General features: G+C 57.2%; 14 protein-coding genes. 8 read left to right on the top strand and 6 right to left on the bottom strand.

Going from position 1 to position 15,559, the window contains the following annotated elements; all coding sequences use genetic code 11:
• Positions 1-45: 45 nt before the first annotated feature.
• Together ABNF92_RS16375 and ABNF92_RS16370 are read right to left on the bottom strand one after the other, a co-directional pair.
• Entirely contained in the window at positions 46-342 is a 297-nt protein-coding gene (locus ABNF92_RS16375; RefSeq protein ID WP_088556673.1) for a hypothetical protein, read from the bottom strand.
• 91 nt (positions 343-433) lie between these two features.
• Positions 434-685 carry a hypothetical protein gene (locus ABNF92_RS16370; protein WP_069182964.1) on the bottom strand — a complete coding sequence of 84 codons (252 nt, stop codon included), beginning with the start codon at positions 683-685 and terminating at the stop codon, positions 434-436.
• A gap of 183 nt (positions 686-868) precedes the next feature.
• On the opposite strand from ABNF92_RS16370, the gene ABNF92_RS16365 reads away from it, so the two are divergent.
• On the top strand, positions 869-2,137 hold the full coding sequence (locus ABNF92_RS16365) for an alkane 1-monooxygenase (RefSeq protein WP_349342740.1): 1,269 nt from the start codon (positions 869-871) through the stop codon (positions 2,135-2,137).
• A gap of 236 nt (positions 2,138-2,373) precedes the next feature.
• On the opposite strand, the gene ABNF92_RS16360 is transcribed toward ABNF92_RS16365, so the two are convergent.
• Both ABNF92_RS16360 and ABNF92_RS16355 read right to left on the bottom strand, forming a co-directional pair.
• A complete protein-coding gene (locus ABNF92_RS16360) occupies positions 2,374-3,153 on the bottom strand; it encodes a crotonase/enoyl-CoA hydratase family protein (RefSeq protein WP_349342739.1) in 780 nt (259 codons plus the stop codon).
• Between the two features lie 177 nt (positions 3,154-3,330).
• Positions 3,331-5,133, bottom strand: coding sequence for an acyl-CoA dehydrogenase (locus ABNF92_RS16355; RefSeq protein WP_305966019.1), 1,803 nt, complete (start codon positions 5,131-5,133; stop codon positions 3,331-3,333).
• Between the two features lie 256 nt (positions 5,134-5,389).
• Between ABNF92_RS16355 and ABNF92_RS16350 the strand changes: the two genes are divergently transcribed.
• Positions 5,390-6,385: a GlxA family transcriptional regulator gene (locus ABNF92_RS16350; RefSeq protein ID WP_349342738.1), complete on the top strand. Its 996-nt coding sequence runs from the start codon at positions 5,390-5,392 to the stop codon at positions 6,383-6,385.
• A 106-nt stretch (positions 6,386-6,491) separates the two neighbouring features.
• Entirely contained in the window at positions 6,492-6,656 is a 165-nt protein-coding gene (locus tag ABNF92_RS16345) for a hypothetical protein (protein ID WP_167352690.1), read from the top strand.
• A 15-nt stretch (positions 6,657-6,671) separates the two neighbouring features.
• Here the strand turns inward: ABNF92_RS16345 and ABNF92_RS16340 are convergent, their stop codons facing one another.
• The gene (locus ABNF92_RS16340) at positions 6,672-7,694 is read right to left on the bottom strand and encodes a CNNM domain-containing protein (protein WP_069182959.1); all 1,023 of its coding nucleotides are present in this window, start codon (positions 7,692-7,694) and stop codon (positions 6,672-6,674) included.
• Positions 7,691-9,745: an NADPH-dependent 2,4-dienoyl-CoA reductase gene (locus tag ABNF92_RS16335; RefSeq protein ID WP_349342737.1), complete on the bottom strand. Its 2,055-nt coding sequence runs from the start codon at positions 9,743-9,745 to the stop codon at positions 7,691-7,693. Before ABNF92_RS16335 ends, ABNF92_RS16340 begins: the two co-directional genes overlap by 4 nt.
• Before the next feature lie 353 nt (positions 9,746-10,098).
• Between ABNF92_RS16335 and ABNF92_RS16330 the strand changes: the two genes are divergently transcribed.
• From ABNF92_RS16330 to ABNF92_RS16310, 5 genes are read left to right on the top strand one after another with little or no spacing between them, the layout of a single operon-like run.
• Positions 10,099-12,900, top strand: a complete 2,802-nt coding sequence (locus ABNF92_RS16330; RefSeq protein WP_291906085.1) for a monovalent cation/H+ antiporter subunit A — start codon at positions 10,099-10,101, stop codon at positions 12,898-12,900.
• Positions 12,900-13,268, top strand: a complete 369-nt coding sequence (locus ABNF92_RS16325) for a Na+/H+ antiporter subunit C (protein WP_069182956.1) — start codon at positions 12,900-12,902, stop codon at positions 13,266-13,268. The genes ABNF92_RS16330 and ABNF92_RS16325 overlap by 1 nt, the downstream gene beginning before the upstream one ends.
• Positions 13,265-14,782 (top strand): monovalent cation/H+ antiporter subunit D, encoded by a 1,518-nt coding sequence (locus tag ABNF92_RS16320; protein WP_291906088.1) that lies wholly within the window; start codon positions 13,265-13,267, stop codon positions 14,780-14,782. The genes ABNF92_RS16325 and ABNF92_RS16320 overlap by 4 nt, the downstream gene beginning before the upstream one ends.
• On the top strand, positions 14,782-15,270 hold the full coding sequence (locus ABNF92_RS16315; RefSeq protein WP_069182954.1) for a Na+/H+ antiporter subunit E: 489 nt from the start codon (positions 14,782-14,784) through the stop codon (positions 15,268-15,270). The genes ABNF92_RS16320 and ABNF92_RS16315 overlap by 1 nt, the downstream gene beginning before the upstream one ends.
• Positions 15,267-15,536, top strand: a complete 270-nt coding sequence (locus ABNF92_RS16310; RefSeq protein ID WP_069182953.1) for a K+/H+ antiporter subunit F — start codon at positions 15,267-15,269, stop codon at positions 15,534-15,536. Before ABNF92_RS16315 ends, ABNF92_RS16310 begins: the two co-directional genes overlap by 4 nt.
• The last annotated feature ends 23 nt before the right edge of the window (positions 15,537-15,559 follow it).

Below are 15,559 nucleotides of genomic sequence, written 5' to 3'. Positions count from 1 at the left end.
ACCGCTCCGTGCAACCTGTTGCGGCGGAGCGGTCAGCTCACTCGGTTATTGCTGAGTGGCTTCTTCGTAGCCTTCCTCAATGGAATCGCCAGCTTCTTCGGCGGCATCAGTCATGGCATCACCAGCTTCCTCTGCACCTTCCTGCAACTCGCCCATGGCACTTTCATCCTGGCCGGTGGCTTCTTCCAGGGTTTCCTCGGTGGAATCCGCCGCGTCTTCCATCATTTCTCCGGCGTTATCTGCTGCCTGCTCGACATCCACGCCTTCGTTGTCTTCCGAGCTGCAGGCAGCCAGGCCAAGTGTCAGCACCATCAAAAGCGCACTCAATGTGAGCTTGTTCATACCATATCCCTCTGTTGGTAAGTATTTACAACGGAGCACAGGGTACGGCGTGAACTCTGACAAACACAATTACCGGCCGATTACCCTTTCGTTAACCGGCGCTGTCGGAGAGCACCTGGCCATTGATGGTAATCACATGATCAAACGGCAACATGGTTCCCCGCCCGAGTAGAAGAAAATCCTGCCCGGCACGACTGAAAAGATCGCGAATGACATCGTGGACAAGACATACCTGGCCGGCACTATCGCGGTAGACCACTTCGGTAAGCCTGCCGGTAGACAGGTATTCGCGAAGCATCCCCTGGACAGAGTATGAAGCAGTGGCAGACGAAGAGTTTGGCATGGCTGATTCTTCCTTGTGATCCAGCTCTTGTTGTCTATGTCAGTCTGGCCCAGAAACGGGGTTTGTGCCAAAGAAAAGCCATTTGTCATTTCGAGCCAAGGTTTGATCTGGATCTGGACGCCCGTTGCATTGTTCGATTGTCCGACATAAATTGCAGGTACGCGCACCGAACGGGAGAAAACAATGAACGCCAAAACCCCAGACAATCTGCAATCACATCAGGTCTCATCGCCTGTCGAAAAGGAAGCCACTGGCAACTGGAAAGACCCGAAACGCTACATGTGGCTGCTCGGCCCTGCCCTGCCGGGAATCGGATTGGCCGCCCTGACCGGCTATGCCCTGGCTCCGAAGAAGCTGAAAGCCCTTGCCTGGACTGGCCCGGCGCTGGTGCACGGAATCATTCCCGCCCTGGACCGCGCTATTGGTGAAGATCAGAGCAACCCTCCGGAATCGGCGGTGAAGACACTGGAGCAGGACAAGTACTACGACCGGATTGTGAAGGCGTTTATTCCCACCCAGTACGCCATGACCTTTATGGGCGCCTGGCTTGCCAGCCGCAAAAGCACGCCCCTGGACGACAAGATAGGGCTGACGCTGACGGTCGGTGCCATCAATGGCGTGGGCATCAACACGGCCCATGAACTTGGCCACAAATCCAACAAACTGAACAAGCTGTTGTCGATGGCGGCGTTGGCCCCCACCGGCTACACCCACTTTGTTGTCGAACACAATTTCGGTCATCACAAACGGGTGGCTACGCCGGAGGATCCCGCCAGCAGCCGCATGGGCGAGAGTTTCTGGAAATTCCTGCCGCGCACGGTGCTGGGAGGCATCAAATCCTCCATCAAGATCGAGAAGGCGAGACTTGCCCGCAAGGGTAAAACCTTCTGGAGCCTGGACAACGAGCTACTGCAGGGCTGGGCCATGAGCGCTGGCTTCTTTGGCGCGACAACCCTGGTTTGCGGACCAAGAGCAGTGCCTTTCCTGGCGGCCCAGGCGGTGTACGGTGCCAGCCTGCTGGAAAGCGTAAATTACATTGAGCACTACGGCTTGCTGCGCCAGAAGGACAAGAACGGGAAGTACGAGCGCACCCAGCCTGAACACAGCTGGAACAGCAATCACATCGTGACCAACCTGTTCCTGTATCAGTTGCAGCGGCATTCAGACCATCACGCCCACCCCCAGCGCAGCTTCCAGGCCCTGCGGCATTTCGAGAAGGCACCCCAGTTGCCCGGGGGTTATGCTTCAATGCTTCTGCCGGCCTACCTGCCTCAGTGGTGGTATGAAACCATGGATAAGCGGGTAATTGATCACTACGAGGGGGATCTGAGCAAAATCAACTGGGATCCGGATCGGAAAGAGGAACTGATGGCCAAGTATGCGGACTACGCTGCGGAGGTGGCAGCAGAAGCTCAGGCCCGTCGCGAATCTCGGAGTTCCGAGGCAGCCTGAATTCGGGTGTGGGGGGTTGCCATCTTGGGGCCCCAGCCTTCGAGGTCTGGTGCATGCAGCCAACCGGGGTCTCCCTCCCGGGAGACGCCGTGAACCCATCCATGGGGGCTTGATCGCAGCATCCATGCTGCTCACACTCCCGGAAGGGAGACCCCGGTCGGCTGCCCAGATTTCTGATGAGTTCGCCAGCTTCTTTTAGTTCCCGAGAGCAGGTTTTTCCCGAAGAAATTTAGAATTTACTTGCCTTTAAAAACAGCTTCGCGCCGTTCCAGGAAAGACTGGATTCCCTCTTTGACGTCCTCACTGGCCATCACCGGCTGCAGATCCGGGAACAAACGCTGCTTCGCAGCCTCCTGCCCTTCGCCGACGGCAATTTTTGACGATTTCAGGCTGCCCTGGACACCGAGAGGGGCGGCCTTGGCAATCTTTTCAGCGATTTCCAACGCGACGTTGAACTGTTCGCCAGGTTCCACCAATTCCTGGATCAAACCCCATTGATAGGCCTGATCGGCAGTCCACTCATCGCCGGTCAGCAGGTATCGCTGGGCATTGCCCCAGCCGATTTCCCGCTGCAGACGTATTGTGGCTCCGCCGCAGGCGAAGATGCCTCGTTTTACTTCCAGTTGGGCAAAGCGGGTGCCTTTAGCTGCGACGCGCACGTCCGTGTTTAACATCATCTCAACGCCGCAGGTGAAGCAGATCCCCTGGGCAGAAAAAACGACAGGTTTGCTCAGAGCCTGGCCAGTGATGTGAAACGGATCCAGTTCGCCTTCACCCGGCTCTATGCCTTTGCCGTTGGCAAACACCCCCGCCCAGTCGTCCAGTTGCAGGCCGCTGGTGAAGTGGTCGCCCTCGGCGTGCATCAATCCGACCCGAAGCTTCGGGTCGTTTTCCAACTGGTAATAGGCTGCCGCGATCTGGTGGTACATCTCGCGGTTCATGGCGTTCATTTTTTCAGGGCGATTAAGACCAATCAGGAGTATGTGGTTTTTCTTTTCAACGTTTACCAGAGCCATCGCTCTCACCTTTAATAGATTTCTCTTGTCTGCAGACTGCACCCGGCTCTGGGCGCAAGCGGCCGGGATCGCTTTCAGGGACCGTCTGTGGCCATGGATGGCCACAGCCGAGCGCACAGGGATGTGCTTGTAGCGTGTCCCTGAAAGCGATCCCGGCCGGTTGCGCCTACTCCAAAGTCAGAACCACTCAGATTTCATGTTCAGGCAGGTATCGTCTTGATTGCGCAACAGAACAAGATCCTGAGCCACAGTTGGCAGCTCCCAGTGGAAGAAATACTGGGCCGCCTGTAGTTTGCCCTGGTAGAAGTTGCGCTCGTCATCTGTGTTGGCGGAGCCCAGGGCGTGGGCTGCTGCGTTGGCCTGACGTAGCCACATCCAGGCAACGATAATATGCCCGAACAGGTGCAGGTAGCAGGACGCGTTGGCCAGAGTTTTATCGGGGTCGCCTTCCATCAGTGATTTACCCAGGCTCTGGGTAACCTTCACCGCCTGCTGCAGGGTTTCACTCAGGGACAAGGCCCACTGCTGGCACCGATCGGTTGTAGCCGCCTGCAGGTCCACCTGCATTTCCTGCATCAGCAGTTGCAGACCGTGGCTCTGATCCTGCCAGATCTTCCGGCCCAGCAGATCCAGGGCCTGGATGCCGTTGGTGCCCTCATGAATCGGGTTCAGTCGATTATCGCGCCAGCATTGCTCCACCGGATATTCGCGGGTATAGCCCGCGCCACCGTAAACCTGGATGGCCAGATCGTTGGCCTTGGGGCCATACTCAGACGGCCAGGCTTTGATCACCGGGGTGAGCAGGTCCAGCAGCTTGCCGGCTTCCTGGCGTTTCTGTTCATCCGGGTGGGTGTGCTGGTCATCCATCAGCCTGGCGCCATACAGGCACAGGGCCAGACCACCCTCACTGTAGGCTTTCTGGGCAAGCAGCATGCGCCGGACATCAGCGTGATCAATGATGGGCACCTGCGGTGATTCGGGATTCTTCTCACTGGCCTTGCGGCCCTGAAGACGATCTTTGGCGTATTCCAGGCTGTGCATGTAACCGCGATAACCGATTACGGCAGCACCAAAACCAACACCAACCCGCGCTTCGTTCATCATCTGGAACATGTATTTCAGACCCTGATGGGGTTCGCCAACCAGGTAACCGTGACACGGGGCGTCGTCACCGAAGCTCAGTGCCGTTGAGGTGGTGCCGCGGTAGCCCAGTTTGTGGATCAAACCGGCCAGGCTTACACCGTTGCGCTCGGTGGGGTTACCTTCGTCATCCACCAGGAACTTGGGCACGATAAACAGGGAGATGCCCTTCACGCCCGCAGGCGCACCTTTGATTTTGGCCAGCACCATGTGAACGATGTTGTCGGTGATGGACTGCTCTCCGCCTGAGATGTAGATCTTGGCACCCTTGATCAGATAGTGCCCTTCATCGGTAGGAGACGCGGACGTCCGGATATCTGCCAGAGAGGAGCCGGCGTGGGGCTCGGTCAGCGCCATGGTTCCGCTGAACCGGCCACTGAGCATGTTCGGCAGGAAGGTATTTTTCTGCTTTTCGTTGCCGAAGACACGGATGAGGTTGGCGGCAGCCGTGGTAAGGAAGGGGTAGCCGGCGGTGCCCGGGTTGGCGGCGGTGAAGAAGCCGTTGCAGGCGGCCATGACGGATTCAGGCAACTGCATGCCGCCCAGTTCATAATCGTAACGTCCGGCGATGAAGCCAGCCTGGGCGTAGGCGTCGAAGGCTTCTTTTACCTGCGGAAGCATCTCGACCTGGCCGTTGACGAATTTCGGCTCGTCTTTGTCGGCGGCGCTGTTGTGGGTAGCGAATTTCTCCCGGGCCATTTTGTCGGCGGTTTCGATGACGGCATCGAAGGTGTCGCGGTTGTGTTCGCTGAAGCGCTCGCGGGTGGTGAGGTTTTCGGTATCGAGTACTTCGTATAGCTGGAACGCCAGGTCGCGGCGGTCGATCAGGGTGTCGGTCATGCTTGGTCTCCTGTTTGTTGTCGACAGCCTCTCACAACTGGTTTTTCCTGGGAACCGGCGTTTATGACATAATTATGGTCAATATTGCCACCACCTGATCACCTGTCGCTGATTCATTGCTGACCGACCGGCTCTGAGGTGGGTCAGTCTGGCCGGGACACGCCGTGAATACATCCATGTAGGCTTGACTGCAGCATCCATGCTGCAGACAGTCCCGGCCAGACTGACCCACCCCAGAGCCTACCTTGGAGAATGCATGCGAACCGTTTCTGTTATCGGTTTTGACGGGGCACTTGCCAGTGCCATCACCGGGATTATTGACCTTTTCCGTCTTGCCGGCGTTACCTGGGCGCGGATTAACGATGAAACGCCGGTACCCCAATTCACAACCCGACTTCTCACGAAGGACGGAGCGCCTTGCCGCTGCATAAACGGGCTGACCATTCAGCCAGACGGAGCCTGGAACGAATTGCTTCCGGGGGGCGACGACAGTGATTTGGTGGTGATACCGACAATTGGCGGTCCAATTGATGTTGTGCTGGCAGGGAATTCGGAGCTCATTGAGTGGCTCGGCGCCTTTCGGGCGTCAGACGCCGGGCAGGTCCGGGTAGCCAGTAACTGTACCGGGGCGTTCATGCTGGCCGAGGCGGGGCTGTTGGATGGTCGGCAAGCGACGACACATTGGGGGTTCAGCCATCAGTTTCGGCAACGTTTCCCGGCGGTGAACCTGCAGCCGGACAAGCTCGTTACGGTGGACGGCGACGTTGCCTGTGCCGGGGGCGGGATGGCCTGGTGGGATCTGGGGATCTATCTGGTGGAAAGGTACGCGGGGGCACAAGTCGCAAGGGAGCTGGCGAAGGCGTTTGTGATTGATGCAGGGCGGACCAGTCAGGCGCCCTACAGTGCACTCCAGGCCCGGCGCTACCATTCCGATGCTGCCATTCTGAAGCTTCAGGACTGGCTGGATAGTAATTACAGTGAACCCGTCACCCTCCACCGAATGGCTTCTTTGGGCGGACTCACCGAGCGCTCCTTGATTCGCCGGTTCAAGGCAGCCACCGGCGATACGCCCACTGGGTACCTACAGCTTCTACGGATCGAGGTCGCACGTCAGCATCTGGAGAAATCGCGGTTACCGATTGATGAAATCACGCAGTTGGTAGGCTATGAGGACGTGAGCTCGTTCACTCGTCTGTTCCGCAAACATACCGGACTATCCCCGGGTGCTTACCGGTCCCGCTTTGTCAGGTAATGTTGCCCCCCGACTGGCCCGGGTTATGCATCGGTTTTCAGCGAAGGCCAACATCCGGTCTTGAACGTAAAGAATACCGACAGGTGTCACTATGGGGAGGCCCGCCATGAACGCACCGATCAGACAAAGCCAGGCAGATATCTTGAGCAAGCTGTACGACATGAAGCGCAAGCAGATCGAGCAGGCGATGCAGCAGGGAAACAGCCTTCGGTGTCAGGTACTTGAAGCAGAAGCCGAAGCAATTTCCAATGCACTGAAAGCCGCCCGTTAAACCTCACATCCCCGTTTATCCGGAGCCATACTTCTTCAGACGACGGCTCCAGCGCTGCTTCGCATACCGGCGGAGGTTAGAGACATTGTCGGTTTCATCCATGATTTCCGTGCCCAAAAGTGTCTCCAATATGTCCTCCAGCGTCACTATCCCCAACCAGGTCCCCAGTTCGTCATAGACCACGGCCAGGTGTTGCCGTTCTCTCAGCATGTCCGAGAACAGGAATTCGATGTTGGTGTTGCCTTTCACGCGCTTGATCTTGCGCATGTGTTCCAGGAGGTCGACGTCGGCATCGAGGTTGATCAGATCGGCCCGGTGCAGGTAGCCAAGTGCCTCTCCGTCTTCGTCTATCACCGGATAACGGGAGAAGGGTGATTTTCTGACCTGGTCGCGGAATTGTTCATAGGTAACGTCCGGATCGACGTATTTGCAAACCGTCCGCGGTGTCATGACCGAACTGACCTTGATTTCGTGGAAGCGCAGAACGTTGTGAATCATCCGCCGCTCATCTTCGTCCAGCGCCTGTTGGTCTTTTCCTATTTCTGCCAGGGCGCTGATCTCGGCGCGGATATCCGTATCTGCCTCACCCGAGGCGATGCGCCGAGTGACCTGTTTGGACAACCAGATGAACGGCAACAGCGCCTTGATCATGAAGCCCAGAATGGCAGGCAATCGAGGAGCGATGCCCCGCCAATACTTGGCCCCGATGGTTTTGGGAATGATTTCAGAGAAAATCAGGATGGCGAGGGTCATCACAGCCGAGGCGATACCGAGCCAGGCCTCACCAAAGACCACGGTGACCTGGGCGCCCACACCGGTGGCGCCGACGGTGTGGGCAACGGTATTCAGTGTAAGGATTGCAGACAGGGGGTCGTCCACATCGTCTTTGAGTTTGCGCAATCTGGAAAACAGCTGCGGTTTCTCTTTCTTCAATGAGGCGATGTAGCTCGGCGTCACCGACAGCAACGCGGCTTCGAGAATGGAACACAAGAAGGAGAAGCCTATCGAAAGCACTGCGAAGGCAATAAGTAATGTCATAGTTTGGCTGCGACTTCCGTTCCCTGCCGGATGGCCCGTTTTGCGTCGAGTTCTTCGGCAACGTCTGCGCCGCCGATAAGATGTGCGTTAACCCCAGAGTCCGACAACTGATCGAAAAGTTCCCGGAACGGCTCCTGACCGGCGCAAATTATCACATTATCCACCGGCAGCACCCGGCTTTCCGTCACCTTGCCCTCTTTATCGGTGACGGAAATATGCAGTCCCTGGTCGTCGATGCGCTCATAGCGACACCCAGGAAGCATTTCCACTTCGCGATGCTTCAGGCTGTTGCGGTGCACCCAGCCCGAGGTCTTGCCCAGGCCCCCACCGACCTTGCCGGTTTTTCGCTGCATCAGATAAATTTTGCGGGGCGAGGGGGTCGGTTGACGTTCCGCCAGGCCGCCGGGGCCATCAAAATCGGGATTAACGCCCCACTCCGCCTGCCAGTCGGCAACGCTGACCTGCTCGCCTTCGGGATGATGGCTGAAATCATGGGTCAGGAATTCGCTGACATCGAAACCGATGCCGCCGGCGCCGATAACCGCCACATTCTTGCCAACGGGTTTGTTATGGCGAAGTACATCGAGGTAGCCGAGCACCTTGGGATGATCAATGCCGTCAATGGACGGAGTTCTCGGCTTCACACCGGTGGCGATCACGACATCGTCGAAACCCTGCGCCTTAAGTGACTCAGCATCCACACGAGTGCCGAGTTTGAGGTCAACCTCAAGCAGCTCGATCTGGCGCTGGAAATAGCGAAGGGTTTCATAAAATTCTTCCTTGCCCGGGATGCGCTTGGCGTAGTTGAACTGGCCACCAATCTGGTCATCCGCTTCGAACAGCGTCACTTTGTGGCCGCGTTTCGCGGCTGTTGTTGCTGCCGCCAAACCGGCAGGTCCGGCACCTACCACGGCGACCCGGCGCACAACAGGCGCTACCGTCAATACCAGCTCGGTTTCGTGACAGGCTCGGGGGTTCACCAGGCAAGAAGCCCGCTTGGCCTGGAAGGCATGGTCCAGACAGGCCTGGTTACAGGCAATGCAGGTGTTGATTTCATCACTGCGCCCCTGCTCGGCCTTGCGCACAACCTCGCTGTCCGCCAACAGAGGCCGGGCCATGGACACCATATCCGCCTTGCCGGCCGCCAGAATCTCCTCCCCTTTCTCCGGGGTGTTGATTCGGTTGGTGGTGCACACCGGGATATCCACTTCGCCATAGAACTTGGCGGTGACATCAGCGAAGCCGCCACGGGGCACCGAAGTAACGATGGTGGGCACCCTCGCTTCGTGCCAGCCAATACCGGTGTTAATAATAGTGGCACCTGCCTGCTCGATGGCTTTGCCCAGGGTTACGATCTGATCCCAGGTCTGGCCGCCCTCAACAAGGTCCAGCATGGACAACCGATAGATAATGATGAAGTCGGGCCCCACGGCTTCGCGCATCCGGCGAACAATTTCCACGGGTAGACGCATACGGTTCTCATACGGCCCGCCCCACTTGTCTGTCCGCTTGTTCGTCCGTTCGCACAAAAACTGGTTGATGAAATAGCCTTCGGAGCCCATCACCTCAACGCCGTCATAGCCGGCGAACTTGGCAAGTTTCGCGGCACCGACAAAATCGTTGATCTGTCGCTCAACGCCCTTCGTGGATAGAGCGCGTGCCTTGAATGGGCTGATCGGCGCTTTGGTGGCCGACGCAGAAACAATAAGTGGCTGGTAACCGTAGCGTCCCGCGTGCAGGATTTGCATGCAGATCTTTCCGCCCGCCTCATGAACCGCGCCGGTCACGTGGCGATGCAGCAAGGCCGTGGCACGGTTGTTCATGGTTGAAGCAAGCGGAGCCAACTGCCCGGCCAGATTGGGCGAAAAGCCGCCCGTTACCATGAGCCCGACGCCACCTTCAGCTCGCTCAGCGAAATAACGGGCAAGCTTGTGAATGTTCCAGAACCGGTCTTCAAGGCCCGTATGCATGGACCCCATCAGCACCCGGTTCTTCAGTTCGGTGAAGCCGAGGTCCAGCGGTTTCAAAAGGTTGGGATAGCTATCGGTCATGGGACTCTCTCATAAAATATTTATCGGGAGTATACACTTGATCAATGGCAAGTTGACTTGACCTTCCAGACGGGCCACGTATCATCGGCAAACAAGTTTGACTGACGGAGCAACCATGACCGCAAGGTCCTTCGGCTGCACAAGAGTTACCCGCCCACCTGTTACCGCTGACATCGCGCGGCACCGGGGACGTTTACCGTACTTTCCGGATCCGCCTCGTCTCAGCTGATCCACGCCATCCCCTGTGCCGTAATGGCATCTTTGCCCAATGTGCAGGGTGGCCGGCCTGAGACTAGACTCTGGCAAACATGCCTTCAATACTCACGTAAAAGAAAACCAATAACGAGGTTGCGATGTCGCTACCGCTGGTTGTTTTACTGCCTTTTCTGGGTGCCATAGCCGCACCCCTGTTCGCCCAGGGCGGCAGAACGGCGATAGCCGTTGCATCTTCAGTACCCGCACTGATCGCTCTGGCAGCCCTGTTCCCTCATTGGGAAACCCTTGCTGACGGCGGCGTGGTTCTGCACAGCTACGAATGGCTCCCTGCCCTGGGCCTCTCATTCAGTTTCCGGCTGGATGGACTGTCGCTGCTGTTCGCCCTGCTGATCCTGATTATCGGGCTGCTGATCATTCTTTACTCTCGCTATTACCTGAAAGCTCACGAGAACGTCGGCAAGTTCTACGCCCTTCTGCTCTGTTTCAAGGGCTCGATGTTGGGCATCGTGCTTTCCAGCAACCTGTTGCTGATGATGATCTTCTGGGAACTGACCAGCCTGACCTCGTTCCTGTTGATCAGTTTCTGGACACACAAGCAGGACGCCCGTCGCGGCGCCCGGATGGCCCTTGCGGTCACTGGTGGCGGAGGCCTAGCGCTACTGGCCGGCATACTGATCATTGGCAATATCGTCGGCAGTTTCGAACTCGATGACGTGCTGGCAGCCGGTGACCAGATCAAGGCCCATGCCATGTACCCGGTCGCCCTGACACTGGTTCTGCTGGGCGCGTTCACCAAATCGGCCCAATTTCCGTTCCATTTCTGGTTACCCCATGCCATGCAGGCGCCTACCCCGGTATCGGCCTACCTGCACTCGGCCACAATGGTGAAAGCCGGCATCTTCCTGATGGCCCGGCTCTATCCGGCGCTGGCAGGCACCGAGCAATGGTTTTATATGGTCAGCTTTACCGGTATGGCTACCCTGCTCATTGGCGCATATGTCGCCATGTTCAAGCATGACCTCAAAGGGCTGCTGGCCCATTCAACGGTCAGCCACCTTGGCTTGATCACGCTGCTGTTCGGTATGGGTACGCAGCTGGCTGCAGTGGCAGCGGTTTTTCATGTGATTAACCACGCTACTTTTAAAGCTTCCCTGTTTATGGCCGCCGGTATCATCGATCATGAAACCGGTACCCGGGACATGCGGCGCATCAACGGGCTGTGGCGTTACATGCCACACACCGCCACCCTGGCCATGGTCGCGGCGTCATCCATGGCCGGTGTTCCGCTGCTGAACGGCTTCCTGAGCAAGGAAATGTTCTTTGCCGAATCCCTGGAACTGAACCTCCCGGGACTCATAGCCTGGCTACCCCCGATTGTCGCGACCCTGGCCGGGATTTTCGCAGTGGCGTATTCAGCGCGTTTTGTCCACGATGTGTTCTTCAATGGCAAACCGGTGGATCTTCCCATCTACCCTCCCCATGAACCACCGCGCTATATGAAATTTCCGGTGGAGATCCTGGTGTTTGCGTGCATCATGGTAGGCGTGTTCCCGGCGGTGTCTGTCGGCCCGCTACTCTATATTGCCGCCTCGGCCACGCTTGGCGGTGATGTGCCGGATTACACCCTGTCTGTCTACCATGGATTCAACCTTCCGTTGCTCATGAGTTTCGTCGCCTTCTTTGGTGGCCTGCTCATGTACAGTCAGCGTCAGCGTTTCTTCGATTTCCACGCCCGATTCAAGGAAATTGACGAAAAGGCTGTTTTCGAAGCGGTGGTCCTGAGGGTCGTCGACCTGGCCAACAGGTTTACCACGCGTATCGAGAACGGTTCGCTTCAACGATACGCATTGCTGCTTTTCGTCAGTGTTATTGCCGTTGCCGCAGCGCCACTTCTTGATTTGGGGATTTTCGTGGGGCAGAACGGATTGAGTCCGATTGATGCACCTACGACGATTGCGGCTGGCATCCTTATTCTTTGCGCCCTGGCAACCGCTACTCTGCACCGGCAGCGTTTTTATGCACTGGTTCTGCTTAGCGTGGTGGGCCTGATTGTGGCCCTGGCCTTCGCCCGATTCTCGGCGCCGGATCTTGCCATGACCCAGCTGTCTGTCGAGGTTGTGACCATCGTTCTTCTGATGCTCGCACTTTTCTACATGCCGTCCTGGACGCCAATAGAAACCCCAATGAAACGGCGTTTGCGGGACATGGTTATTGCAGGAGCTGCAGGTATCGGTATGACGCTGGTCACGCTCGCCATGCTGACCCAGCCATTCAGTTCAATTTCTGAATTTTTCCTGGAGAACAGCAAAACCGGCGGCGGTGGCACCAACGTGGTCAACGTTATTCTGGTGGACTTCCGTGGCTTCGATACCCTCGGGGAAATCGCCGTGTTGGCTATTGCCGCCCTGGGCATTTACGCCATGCTCAAAAACACAGCCCTGACACCACCCCCAAGTGATGGCGAGGGGCACGCGTGGACCCGGGATGCCTATCCGCTGATGCTTCGCCAGATTGCGCGCCCGATGTTACCACTGGCTCTGATGGTATCGGTGTTCATTTTCCTGCGAGGCCACAACCTGCCTGGCGGGGGCTTCATCGCCGGCCTGATCACCTCGGTGGCGCTCATTCTCCAGTACATTGCCAGCGGCATGATCTGGACCCAGGACCGGATTCCATTCCGTTATCACAATGTAATTGGTCTGGGCCTTCTGTTCGCAACGATTGCTGGCGTCGGAAGTTTTGCCTTCGGCTACCCATTCCTGACGTCCACGTTCGGCTACATAACCTGGCCTGTAGTAGGAAAATTCGAGGTTGCTTCCGCCCTGGTTTTTGACCTCGGCGTCTATCTGACGGTTATCGGAGCCACTCTGCTTGCGCTGGTGAGTATTGGACGGCTGTCGCCCCACTCGGCTATCAAGAGTAAAAAGGAGGGTGCGTAATGGAGCTCGTTTTCGCACTGGTTATTGGCGCCCTGACGGCATCCGGCGTTTATCTGATTCTGCGGTCACGCACCTTCCCCGTGGTGGTCGGTCTGACCATGCTTTCCTACGGCGTGAACCTGTTCCTGTTTTCCAGTGGTCGCCTGGCGACGGGCCAGCAGCCAGTGCTCGGCACTGCAGCTACCCACTCAGACCCACTGCCACAGGCGCTGGTACTGACGGCTATCGTGATTGGCTTCGCCATGACGGCATTCGTTGTGGTGTTGTCGCTGCGAAACCTGGCAGACAACGATGACGATCATGTTGATGGCAAGCAGCCCTACAAATCTCCTGCTCCGGAAGAAGAAGAGGAGGTAACCGGTAAATGAACCATTGGCTTACCGCTCCTGTTCTTATTCCGCTGCTTGGTGGCATTCTTCAGGCTTTCATGGGCTATGCGCCTATCAGTCTGCGCCGCACCCTGGCGCTGGCAACAACTGTGTTGATCCTGGTCTCAGCGATCGTGCTTTTGGTTTTGGCAGACGATGGCAGCTATCGGATCTATGCGTTCGGCAACTGGCAGCCGCCCTTCGGGATTGTTCTGGTACTGGATCGCCTCGCTGCGCTGATGCTGGTGATGACAGCCGTGCTGGCCCTGTTTTGCCATATCTATGCCATTGGCGGCGCCGATGAAGGAAACCGCCAGTTCCACGCCTTGTTCCTGTTCCAGATCATGGGCCTGAACATTGCCTTCCTCACCGGTGACCTATTTAACCTTTTCGTTGCCTTCGAGGTGTTACTCATTGCCTCTTACGGCTTGCTGATGCACGGCGGGGGAACCGTCAGAACCGTCCCCGGCCTGCACTACGTGGTCCTGAATCTCGCCGGTTCCGCCATTTTCCTCATCAGTGTCGGGATGATCTACAGTGTCACCGGCACCCTGAACATGGCCGATCTGGCAGTAAAAATTCCCCAGGTCTCGGGCGAGGACGTGAATATCGTCAAGGCTGGAGGGATGATGCTTCTCGTCGTCTTCGGCCTGAAAGCAGCCATTCTGCCCCTGTGCTTCTGGCTACCCAGGGCCTACTCAAAAGCCACGGCTCCGGTCGCCGCATTGTTTGCAGTCATGACCAAGGTTGGAATTTATGCGATTTTGCGCGTGTATTTGCTGATTTTCGGTGACGACGCCGGCGAGTTGGCAAACCTGGGTATGGACTGGCTGTTCCCGATTGCCCTGGCCACACTCGCCATGGGCGTTGTTGGAGCACTGGGTTCTGGCAGCCTGAAAACCCTGGTCGCATGGCAGGTCATCATTTCCGTGGGCACATTACTGGCTCCGATATCGCTCGGCTCCGAAGCCGGGCTGTCCGCTGCCCTCTTCTATCTGCTGAGCACAACCTGGACGGTTGGTGGCCTGTTCCTCGTCTCGGAACTGGTGGCCAACCAGCGAGGTTCTGCTCAGGATCGCATCGTTACGGCCCCCAGAATGCAGAATCGTACCTTCCTGAGCGTGCTGTTCCTGGTCGGAGCCGTTGCCGCGGCAGGGCTACCACCACTGAGTGGATTCTTTGGCAAGTTGCTGATTCTGCAATCCGTTCAGTCGGGAACTGAAATGGCCTGGCTATGGTCTGTACTGCTTATTGGCAGCTTCCTGACCGTTATCGCGTACAGTCGTGCGGGCAGTATTGTTTTCTGGCGGACTGTGGATGGCCATCTGGAAAAGCCTGACCCCCTCAACGGCCGGATTTCCGTCGCAGCCGGCGCCCTGACTGCCCTGGCGGTTGCGATAGTGGTCCTGGCAGGGCCAATAACACGCTACACCGATGAGACGGCGGCCCAACTCTTTAACAACGATGCCTATATCAACATCTTGCAGACCCCCGTGGTCGGGGAGGATGACTGATGCTTGATCGATTGAGTTTTCCGCAACCGTGGTTGAGCCTGATCCTTTTTACGACCTGGCAGTTGCTGAGTGATGGCGTGTCCGGAGCCAGCGTTGTGATGGGGATCATTCTCGCCTGGCTGATCCCCCAAATCACCCAGGGATTCTGGCCTGAGCGACCGGCATTTATTAAATCCTGGAAGATGCCTGCCTATCTGGCCATCGTGTTGAAAGACATTGTGGTGGCCAGTTTCTCTGTGGCACGTCTGATTCTGAGCCCGCGCCAGCCAAGACCGATCTTCGTCTGTTACCCGCTTCAGCTTGAGCATCCGCTGGCCATTTCAATTCTCGCCAGCACAATTTCCCTGACGCCGGGCACCGTATCTGCCGATGTCAGTGATGACCAGAAAACATTGCTGATCCATACTCTGGATGCCGGCAGCGATCAGGAGGTCATTGACGCCATTCACAAGCGCTATGAGAAGCCACTGATGGAGATGTTCCAATGATGACAGCCGCTCTCTACATCACGATCGCCATGGTGACTCTGGCCGCGTTGCTCAACGTCTACCGGCTGATCAAGGGACCCGATGCTCCAGATCGTGTTCTGGCACTGGACACGCTTTACATCAACGCCATCGCTCTGATCATCCTCCTCGGCATCACCCTGGGTACGCGCATGTACCTGGAAGCAGCTCTGCTGATCGCGGTAATGGGCTTTGTCGGGACCGTTGCCATGGCCAAGTATCTCAAGCGAGGCAGTGTCATTGAATAGTCCCGATTTCTATCCTTCACCTG

Origin of the sequence: Marinobacter sp. MMG032 (assembly GCF_040112695.1) — a bacterium.
GTDB classification, from domain to species: domain Bacteria; phylum Pseudomonadota; class Gammaproteobacteria; order Pseudomonadales; family Oleiphilaceae; genus Marinobacter; species Marinobacter salsuginis.
Note: the sequence above shows the minus strand (reverse complement) of the source record. Positions and strands in the feature narration are given on the sequence as shown.

Coding starts and splice junctions, on each gene's coding strand:
- ABNF92_RS16375 (WP_088556673.1), bottom strand. CDS start 342: ATGAACAAGCTCACATTGAGTGCGCTTTTGATGGTGCTGACACTTGGC.
- ABNF92_RS16370 (WP_069182964.1), bottom strand. CDS start 685: ATGCCAAACTCTTCGTCTGCCACTGCTTCATACTCTGTCCAGGGGATG.
- ABNF92_RS16365 (WP_349342740.1), top strand. CDS start 869: ATGAACGCCAAAACCCCAGACAATCTGCAATCACATCAGGTCTCATCG.
- ABNF92_RS16360 (WP_349342739.1), bottom strand. CDS start 3,153: ATGGCTCTGGTAAACGTTGAAAAGAAAAACCACATACTCCTGATTGGT.
- ABNF92_RS16355 (WP_305966019.1), bottom strand. CDS start 5,133: ATGACCGACACCCTGATCGACCGCCGCGACCTGGCGTTCCAGCTATAC.
- ABNF92_RS16350 (WP_349342738.1), top strand. CDS start 5,390: ATGCGAACCGTTTCTGTTATCGGTTTTGACGGGGCACTTGCCAGTGCC.
- ABNF92_RS16345 (WP_167352690.1), top strand. CDS start 6,492: ATGAACGCACCGATCAGACAAAGCCAGGCAGATATCTTGAGCAAGCTG.
- ABNF92_RS16340 (WP_069182959.1), bottom strand. CDS start 7,694: ATGACATTACTTATTGCCTTCGCAGTGCTTTCGATAGGCTTCTCCTTC.
- ABNF92_RS16335 (WP_349342737.1), bottom strand. CDS start 9,745: ATGACCGATAGCTATCCCAACCTTTTGAAACCGCTGGACCTCGGCTTC.
- ABNF92_RS16330 (WP_291906085.1), top strand. CDS start 10,099: ATGTCGCTACCGCTGGTTGTTTTACTGCCTTTTCTGGGTGCCATAGCC.
- ABNF92_RS16325 (WP_069182956.1), top strand. CDS start 12,900: ATGGAGCTCGTTTTCGCACTGGTTATTGGCGCCCTGACGGCATCCGGC.
- ABNF92_RS16320 (WP_291906088.1), top strand. CDS start 13,265: ATGAACCATTGGCTTACCGCTCCTGTTCTTATTCCGCTGCTTGGTGGC.
- ABNF92_RS16315 (WP_069182954.1), top strand. CDS start 14,782: ATGCTTGATCGATTGAGTTTTCCGCAACCGTGGTTGAGCCTGATCCTT.
- ABNF92_RS16310 (WP_069182953.1), top strand. CDS start 15,267: ATGATGACAGCCGCTCTCTACATCACGATCGCCATGGTGACTCTGGCC.